Here is an 8,641-nt window from a genome sequence, read left to right as displayed (position 1 = left end):
TTAGGTCAGGCTGATTTCGCTGCTGGCACTAAGAAAGATTTGGGACAAGCTGATTTTGCTGCCGGTACCAAGAAAGATTTAGGTCAGGCTGATTTCGCTGCCGGTACCAAGAAAGATTTAGGTCAGGCTGATTTTGCTGCCGGTACCAAGAAAGATTTAGGACAAGCTGATTTCGCTGCCGGTACCAAGAAAGATTTAGGTCAGGCTGATTTCGCTGCCGGCACCAAGAAAGATTTGGGTCAGGCTGATTTCGCTGCCGGTACCAAAAAAGATTTAGGTCAGGCTGATTTCGCTGCCGGTACCAAGAAAGATTTAGGTCAGGCTGATTTTGCCGCTGGTACTAAAAAAGATTTGGGACAAGCTGATTTTGCTGCTGGCACTAAGAAAGATTTAGGCCAGGCTGATTTTACAGCCTAATTACAGAGATTTATATCTCCAATATTATAGGATAACAGTTCATGTGACTAACCGCATGAGCTGTTGCTGTTTTAAGTCGATAAACATCAATATATTTGCTGCAAATTCTATAACTATGCAGCATATAAAACAGTATGTAAACGAAAACAAGCAACGTTTACTTGACGAATTATTTGAACTATTGCGTTTTCCTTCGGTTAGCGCCGATCCTAAATACAAACCCGAAGTCTTAAAGACCGCTGATTACATAGCCCAAAAACTACGCGATGCCGGGGCCGACAAAGTAGAGGTTTGCCCAACTGCCGGCAATCCTATCGTTTACGGCGAAAAAATAATTGATCCTTCAAAACCAACTGTGTTGGTATACGGTCATTATGATGTGCAACCGCCAGATCCACTGGAGCTTTGGGAAACTCCGCCATTTGAACCTACCGTACGCGATGGCAAAATATATGCCCGTGGCGCCTGCGATGATAAAGGGCAGTTTTATATGCATGTAAAAGCATTTGAACTGATGATGCAAACCAATACGGTGCCTTGCAATATCAAATTCATGATCGAGGGCGAAGAAGAAGTTGGCTCATCAAACCTGGCCATTTTTGTAAAAGCCAATAAGGAACGTTTGAAAGCCGACGTGGTATTGATATCTGACACCTCGATGATCAGCATGGAGCACCCTTCTTTAGAAACAGGTCTGCGTGGCTTATCATACCTGGAAGTTGAGGTAACCGGCCCTAACCGCGATCTGCACTCTGGTGTTTATGGTGGCGCCGTGGCCAACCCGGCTACTATACTGGCTAAAATGATAGCATCCCTACACGATGAAAATAATCACATCGCTATTCCGGGCTTTTATAATGATGTGGTTGATCTTACACCTGCAGAACGTACCGCGCTGAATAATGCGCCGTATGATGAGGCTGAATATAAAAAAGACCTGGATGTACAGGAACTTTGGGGCGAAAAGGGTTATACCACTTTTGAGCGCACCGGCACCCGTCCTACCCTGGAAGTAAACGGCATCTGGGGTGGTTATATCGGCGAAGGTGCCAAAACGGTATTACCATCAAAAGCAAGCGCTAAAATATCTATGCGCCTGGTACCTAACCAAACCAGTGAAAAGATCACCGAACTATTCACCAAACACTTTTTAAGCATTGCCCCGGCAAGCGTTAAAGTAAAAGTCACCCCACATCACGGCGGCGAACCTGCTGTAACGCCAACTGACAGCGTAGCTTATCGTGCGGCCCAAAAAGCTATTGCCGAATCATTTGGAAAAGATCCTATTCCTACGCGTGGCGGTGGTAGTATCCCTATTGTTGCTTTGTTTGAGGCTGAACTTGGCCTTAAAACCGTATTGATGGGTTTCGGGTTGGATAGCGATGCATTGCACTCTCCCAACGAAAAATATGATATTTTCAATTACTATAAAGGCATCGAAACTATCCCATTGTTCCACAAATATTTCGCGGAGCTAAGCAAGTAGTTAGGGTAAAGGATTTTTGGAGTAAAGAACAAGGATTCCTTCTTGAAGCCTTACGAAGCTTTAAAAACTTCGTAAGGCTTGCTTTTAAATAGGGATAAAGGATTTTTGGAGCAAAGAACAAGGACTTCTCCTTAAAGACTTACGAAGTTTCAAAAATTCCGTAGGTCTTACTTTTAAATTCCTTTTCCAACTTAAGTTTCATCCCCTCATGCGAAGCGACGAAACCCAATGATTCATAAAACCGGATAGCATCAGGCCTTTTTTTATCGGAGGTGAGCTGCACCATATGGCAACCCTTTTCCTTTGCCCTGTTGATAGCATACTCAAACACCCTGGTTCCTATGCCTTGTCCACGATATTTGGAATGGGTTCTTACCGCCTCTATCTGTCCTCTTAAGCCGCCCTCATAGGTAAGGTATTGAATAAATGACAGTTGAAATGTTGCCACTTTCTCACCCCTCATTTCAACAACCGTCAGTTCTTGGTTTGGATCGCTCTGAATCTTTTCAAATGCCTGGATGTATTTGTCAGATATCACCTCTCCTGCTTTCTCTCTTCCCATCCCCAACGTATCATCGGCAAGCATGGCTATAATATCGACCAGATCTTCTTGGGTGGCCAGCCTGAATGTAAGTTCATTATTACTCATATCTAAGCAGATGTTTTGCTCTGGTAAAGTTAACACAAACTATGTCAGCATCAATCCAAGCCCGTTCCTGGATAAAATTACTCAGACACCTTCCAACCCATACTGCTTTAATACATCGGCAGGTACCCCCTCCCATTTACCGGGTGAGTTCCCTTTATAGCCCAGATCAGCAATACCGATCTTACTGGTAAAGAAACCGATAGCAGTCAACTCACGCATTTTATTAAAAAAAGTTACACCCGGCAGCATACCCGGCTTGGCCAACATGGGATAGGCTATCTGGCTGCATATAGCTTCCTGCTGCTGCTGGGTACAACTTTTAAATTCGCTACCGTACAAGTTCAAACACTTTACATCCAGCCAGCGTAAGCCGCCACGCATGGGCAAAGCATGTTCGGGTTCGTCCTTTACGATGAACTCTATAAAATCGGTCACTTTAGCATCTGAGGCGCTGCCGCTATGTTCGTCTTTAGGGATAATGATATCGGCCAGTATGGTTATCGTAGCCAGCTCATGATCAGTAAAGTATTTTTCAGACTGCAGGTGTTTATCCCTTTCCGTTTCATAAGCCTGACGACCAGGCTCGACTATGGTTTTACTATCTTCTGTTGGGGTATCCGGATTTGTTTTGCAGGCATCCAGCAGCACCACCGTTGATACCGATAAACCTATGGCTTTTAAACTCTCTCGTCTGTTCATCACTTATACGTTTAGTTTTCGTTTTTGATCCAAAATATACTCAGCTGTGCGCATCGAGAGCGCGAGGATAGTCCACGTAGGATTCTTTTCGGATTGTTGGGTGAATGCGGCGCCATCCACTACAAAAAGATTTTTACAATCATGCGCCTGGCACCATTTATTCAATGCAGATTTATCGGCATTATCCCCCATGCGCACAGTTCCTACCTCGTGAATCCCTTTACCTGGCTTATCCAATCCATACTTTTTATCGGGGCCCGCAGGCTGCCCAAGAGGGATGCCACCCATAGCTTTTATGATATCCTGAGTAGTTTGCTGCATGTGTCGGGCTTGTTTTATCTCTTCATCGCCCCATTTATAGTTGAACTTCAATACAGGAATACCATATTTATCAACCACGCTATTATCTATCTCGCAGTAGTTATCTGCCTTGGCGATATCCGTGCCGTGACAACCTACTCCGGCCAACGTACCATAAAAGCGACGGTAATCTTCCTTTAACGATTTCCCAAAGCCACCACCCGGTTTCATCTTGCCATCGGCCCCGGGCAAATACCCATTGATATAAGGTACCAGCGTACCTTCAAAACCAAAATACCCGCCGTACGATGGCATCATCATACCGCCAAAGATCTCCAGATGATACCCCCTGGCAAAATCGAGCTTTTTATGATCGCCCCACCAGGGTGCATATAAATGCAGGCTGCCTACTCCATCTTCATTAAACCGCTTGCGATTAAGTAGTTGGGGCAAAATAGCCGCGCCACCCGTCTGTGTGGAATCATGCAAATATTTACCAACTACATTGCTACTATTGGCTAAACCGTTGGGATGCTGTGCCGATTTGGAGTTGAGCAGTATCCGTGCCGATTCACAGGTACCTGCCGCCAGGATCACCGTTTTGGCTTTTACCGAGTACTCCTGCATATCATCCTTAAGAATATAGGATACACCATTTGCCAAACCATCACTTCCGGTCAATATCTCCCGCACTACCGCATTAGTAATTACTTTAAGATTACCCGTTTTAATAGCCGGGATCACCAGGCATGAGGATGCCGAAAAATCGCCATATATTTTACAGCTGCGATTACATTGCCCGCAAAAAAAGCAAGCTCCCCTATCCTTATTACCCGGCAGTGGCGCTGTAAGTACCGAACCCCGACCAGCAATCACTTTAATACCCAGGCCAGTAGCCGCTTTCTTTACAAACAACTCGTTAAGGCGAGGTTTAGGGGCAGGTAAAAAGATGCCGTCGGGGTCATTTTCTAATCCTTCATTGCTACCATACACGCCGATGAGCCGGTCGACCTTATCATAGTAAGGTTTAATGTCATCATAGGTGATGGGCCAATCGTCGCCTGCGCCAAAACTGCTGTAGCATTTAAAATCCTTAGGGCCCATCCTTAAAGATATACGCGCCCAGTGATTAGTACGCCCGCCCAGCATTTTGGCCCTGAACCATTTAAAATCTGTATCACCTTTTTGGGTATAGGGCTCCCCCTCGATGTCCCAGCCACCGTAAGCGGCGTCAAAATCGCCCATGGGCCGTGTGGCATTACCACCACGCCGGGGCGACTCATAGGGCCATTTCAATTGTGCCGAATTTTTGGCTGGGTCGAAAAAAGGCCCGGCCTCCAGCATCAGTACTTTTATACCTGCGTGAGCCAATACATAACCAGCCATGCCGCCGCCTGCGCCCGAGCCAATGATCACTATATCATATACCTCGGCCGACTTTTTGATCTGAATATCTTTCATATTGGGATGGGTTAAACAGTTTTACCGGCCTTTTCAACTAATTTTTTGGTGGCCAGCACACCGGCATCATCATCCAGGTAATTACTTTGAGGCGCATACATCTTAAACAAACCACCCTCATATTCAATACTCACCCAACCATTAAAACCCGACTTTTTGATAATACTGAACATTTTATAGAAATCGGTTTCGGTATCATTGCCAGCGGCATCAAACGTGTGACTTTTGGCATGTACACCCTTCGCATAAGGCATCAGCTCGGTGATCCCTTTGTACCTGTCATACTCTTCCAGGCATTTAGTTTTCATATAGGCATCAATAGTTTGCGCCTCGGGTTTGGTGCGGTTGATGCAGAAATTACCAAAATCGGCCAGCGTGCCGCAGTGTTTATCGTTAACGCTTTTCATTACCCCGGCCAGCCAGCCTCCGTTACAGGATATGCCTACGTGGTTTTCTACAATAACATCTATCTTACTTTTACTGCCATAGGCTATAAGTTTAGCCAGGCTATCGGCGGCGGCTTTAGATACTTCTTCGGGTGCGCCATCACCTTCTACATTTACCCTGATCATGGGGCAGCCCAACAGAGCGGCAGCATCTATCCATTTATAATGATTTTCGATAGCTTTTGTGCGTTCGGCGGTATCCAGATGCCCCAGTACGCCCTCACCATCAACCATAATGCGCAGGTTGTAGCAGCCATTATCTGCCGATCTTTTTTTCAGCTCATTCAAAAAGGTGTTATCCTTTGCCTTATCAGCAAAAAACATGGAGCAGTAATCGAGCCCTTCAATACCGAATGCAGTTTTTGTTTTCATCGGAAAGTCGAGCGGGTCGAGCTTTTTGCTCCAGAACTGGCTCGCCAGCGAAAACTGTGATAAAGCCAGTTTAAAAAACAGTTCCTTGTCGGTATTTTCTGTCTTGGCATACAAAAAATCCGGGATAGCAGCAGCTATACTAATTCCCGCCGCGCCCATCGCGGTACGGGTAATAAAATCTCTTCTGTTTAAAGTCATAAGCGGGTTAATGGTAAAAGAAGGTTTCTATTTGGTAAATTTTACACAATAAAGTTATGGCTTAAATTCTATTTTTCAAATTTTACCAAATAGAATTTATTAGTTTTACTTTTAGGTCGATTTTGACGTACTTTAAGACTATGAACTCCATCAGTGAACTACAGGATTTTATTATCAACGGGCATAAGCATTACATGCCGCATATATCTATTGATGCTGCTATATTCGGTTACCACGATCACCAGTTAAAAATATTATTGTCGGGTTATAAAGCAATGGGAGGTTACTGCCTTCCCGGGGGATACATTAAACGTACAGAAACCCTGGACGAGGCCGCCAACCGCATTGTGGCCGAAAGCACAAGTCTGACGGATCTTTACCTGAAACAATATAAAACCTTTGGCGATCCCGACCGCATTAAATGGAACGAACTTGATTTTGAAAAATTCTCGAAAGAGGTGGGCGTACCCTATATTAAAGATAGCTGGTTGATAGACCAGACCATTTCTGTGGGATACTACGCCCTTACCGATTTTTCGTTGGTCACACCGAAGGCCGGTCTGCTCTCTGACTCTTGCAATTGGTTTAACATCGACAAGATACCTCCCCTGTTATATGATCATGATCAAATGGTTAAGGATTCATTGCATACCCTGCGTACGCAGCTGTATTATTATCCCATTGCCGAAAAACTACTGCCCGCTAAGTTCACCCTGACCGAAATACACGCGGTTTATGAAACCCTGTTAGGCAAAAAACTGGACATCCGGAATTTCCCTAAAAAGCTGGTGTTTTTAGGTTTGATTAAAAAATTGAATGAGAAACGAAACATTGGCCCACACCGGGCACCATTTTTATACAAATTTGATTTGAAAAAATACACGAAGGCCCTGGAAACCGGCACAACCTTGACGTAAATATGACAACGTTTTGTTCACATTAAATAAATACAATAATATGACACATTTCCTTATATTTACGTAAAACAAAAGCACCAGATAGGCAGTATTATTCATATATATAAAACATACTATTATGGAAACTAAGGAAAAATCAAAAGGCGAAGCCGTAAAGGAAGTAAGGGAAGTTAAAAACACTAAAGCCGAAAAGATCACAACGGCAAAAACCGCCAGTCGATTTAAGCGTAAGCCCTTGTTATAAAACCACACGATGGGGCTGTCGGCAAACGCCGTGCCCCCATTGCCTAAATCTTAAAATGCTCGCAACGGGCCAAAAAGGCCTCATTAGCATCAGCGCCTATACCCGGCTCATCGCCTATACTTAACTGGTAACCTTCATAATTTACGCCACCAATACAAGGGTCTTCCAAATGCCCCAACATACAGGTATCCATATCATAAAATTGAATATTTGGACTGGCATATACAAAATGCAGTTTAGCACTTAGGCCAATACGGCTTTCCAGCATCCCCCCCATCATACAGGCAATACCTTTGGAAACCGCTTCATCGTGAATTTGTTTCGCTTCCAATATCCCGCCCGATTTTGACATTTTGATATTAATATAATGGCAGGACCCACTATTGATCTGTTTACGCGCATCATGATGATTGTATACGCCTTCATCGGCCATGATCTTCACCGGCGATAGTTGCATCAGCTGGGGCAAACGATCATCGTACCAGGTGCGCATGGGTTGTTCGCAAAATTCAATATCATATTGCCCCATAGCTTGCAGCGCAAAAACAGCATCGTCAAAACTCCAGCCTTGGTTGGCATCAATACGTATCCTGATATATGAACCTATAGCTTCGCGGATCTGGCGGATGCGCTCCACATCTTCCACAGCATTTTTGCCCAGTTTCACTTTCAGTACAGTAGCTCCGGTTGCTTTAAAATCAAGCGCTTTAAGCGCCATCATATGCGGCCCGGCAATGCCAATGGTGATGTCCGATTCTACTTCTCTGCGTTCGCCACCCAACAAGCGATATAAGGGTACACCTGCATTCTTGGCCGCGATGTCAAACAAGGCGATATCAAAAGCGCTTTTAATAGTTGTATTACCGGCTGTAAAACTGTGGAGCTGCTGCATTCGGGCAGGTATATCCAGGGCATCCTGGCCTTTCCAAAGTTTAGCAAATTCACGGGCCATCACCAGGCAGGTATCCTGTGTTTCACCTACGATCATGGGAAATGCCGAACACTCTCCCACGCCATAAAAGCCAGCATCGGTATGTACGCGAATAAAAACATTCTGTGCATGATTCATCGTTCCCGTAGCAATAGTAAAAGGTTCCATGGGAATGCTAAAGCGGTATATATCAATATGGGTAATGATTATTTTGTTTTTCACGGGGTAGATTTTATGTTTTGATTGCCTAAAGTAACATTTTAGCTCTAATTTAAAGGATTTTGGATCGTTGGACTATGGGACCATGAGACTTTGGGATTATTGGACTATGGAATTATTAGATAGACAGACATTTTTCATCGCTTGTCCCAAAGTCTAACGGTCCCATAATCTAATAATCTCTTCAGAATAATTTGCACATTGATACTATTACCTTATATTTGCGTTACTACAATATAGTAACAATTCAATTTTAGCCTCATATCCCAATTCACGGGCATTTGTCTGGCTAATTTATAACC

The 8,641-nt window shown here is 44.3% G+C and carries 8 protein-coding genes and 2 pseudogenes; 4 read left to right on the top strand and 6 right to left on the bottom strand.

What is annotated here, in order from left to right; all coding sequences use genetic code 11:
- Together FHW89_RS20200 and FHW89_RS20195 are read left to right on the top strand one after the other, a co-directional pair.
- Window positions 1-417: hypothetical protein (locus FHW89_RS20200; protein WP_172336847.1), on the top strand; the 417-nt coding region annotated here is incomplete at its 5' end.
- A gap of 115 nt (window positions 418-532) precedes the next feature.
- Window positions 533-1,903: a dipeptidase gene (locus FHW89_RS20195; protein WP_172336846.1), complete on the top strand. Its 1,371-nt coding sequence runs from the start codon at window positions 533-535 to the stop codon at window positions 1,901-1,903.
- A 139-nt stretch (window positions 1,904-2,042) separates the two neighbouring features.
- On the opposite strand, the gene FHW89_RS20190 is transcribed toward FHW89_RS20195, so the two are convergent.
- From FHW89_RS20190 to FHW89_RS20175, 4 genes are all read right to left on the bottom strand, one after another.
- Window positions 2,043-2,552, bottom strand: coding sequence for a GNAT family N-acetyltransferase (locus FHW89_RS20190; protein WP_172336845.1), 510 nt, complete (start codon window positions 2,550-2,552; stop codon window positions 2,043-2,045).
- An 81-nt stretch (window positions 2,553-2,633) separates the two neighbouring features.
- Window positions 2,634-3,251 (bottom strand): gluconate 2-dehydrogenase subunit 3 family protein, encoded by a 618-nt coding sequence (locus tag FHW89_RS20185; protein WP_172336844.1) that lies wholly within the window; start codon window positions 3,249-3,251, stop codon window positions 2,634-2,636.
- Between the two features lie 3 nt (window positions 3,252-3,254).
- Window positions 3,255-5,012: a GMC family oxidoreductase gene (locus FHW89_RS20180; protein ID WP_172336843.1), complete on the bottom strand. Its 1,758-nt coding sequence runs from the start codon at window positions 5,010-5,012 to the stop codon at window positions 3,255-3,257.
- Window positions 5,013-5,023: 11 nt separating this feature from the next.
- A complete protein-coding gene (locus tag FHW89_RS20175) occupies window positions 5,024-6,028 on the bottom strand; it encodes a sugar phosphate isomerase/epimerase (RefSeq protein WP_172336842.1) in 1,005 nt (334 codons plus the stop codon).
- Window positions 6,029-6,168: 140 nt separating this feature from the next.
- Between FHW89_RS20175 and FHW89_RS20170 the strand changes: the two genes are divergently transcribed.
- Entirely contained in the window at window positions 6,169-6,945 is a 777-nt protein-coding gene (locus FHW89_RS20170) for an NUDIX hydrolase (RefSeq protein ID WP_172336841.1), read from the top strand.
- Between the two features lie 118 nt (window positions 6,946-7,063).
- Window positions 7,064-7,189, top strand: coding sequence for a hypothetical protein (locus FHW89_RS29005; RefSeq protein WP_256367809.1), 126 nt, complete (start codon window positions 7,064-7,066; stop codon window positions 7,187-7,189).
- A gap of 43 nt (window positions 7,190-7,232) precedes the next feature.
- On the opposite strand, the pseudogene FHW89_RS29180 reads toward FHW89_RS29005, so the two are convergent.
- Both FHW89_RS29180 and FHW89_RS29175 read right to left on the bottom strand, forming a co-directional pair.
- A pseudogene (locus FHW89_RS29180) lies at window positions 7,233-7,883 on the bottom strand (mandelate racemase/muconate lactonizing enzyme family protein); the annotation flags it as partial.
- 93 nt (window positions 7,884-7,976) lie between these two features.
- A pseudogene (locus tag FHW89_RS29175) lies at window positions 7,977-8,288 on the bottom strand (dipeptide epimerase); the annotation flags it as partial.
- Window positions 8,289-8,641: the final 353 nt, after the last annotated feature.

The organism is Mucilaginibacter sp. SG564 (genome assembly GCF_013149275.1).
In the GTDB taxonomy this organism is placed as follows: domain Bacteria; phylum Bacteroidota; class Bacteroidia; order Sphingobacteriales; family Sphingobacteriaceae; genus Mucilaginibacter.
The sequence above is the reverse complement of the archived record's forward strand: the minus strand, read 5'-3'. Positions and strand labels throughout refer to the sequence as shown.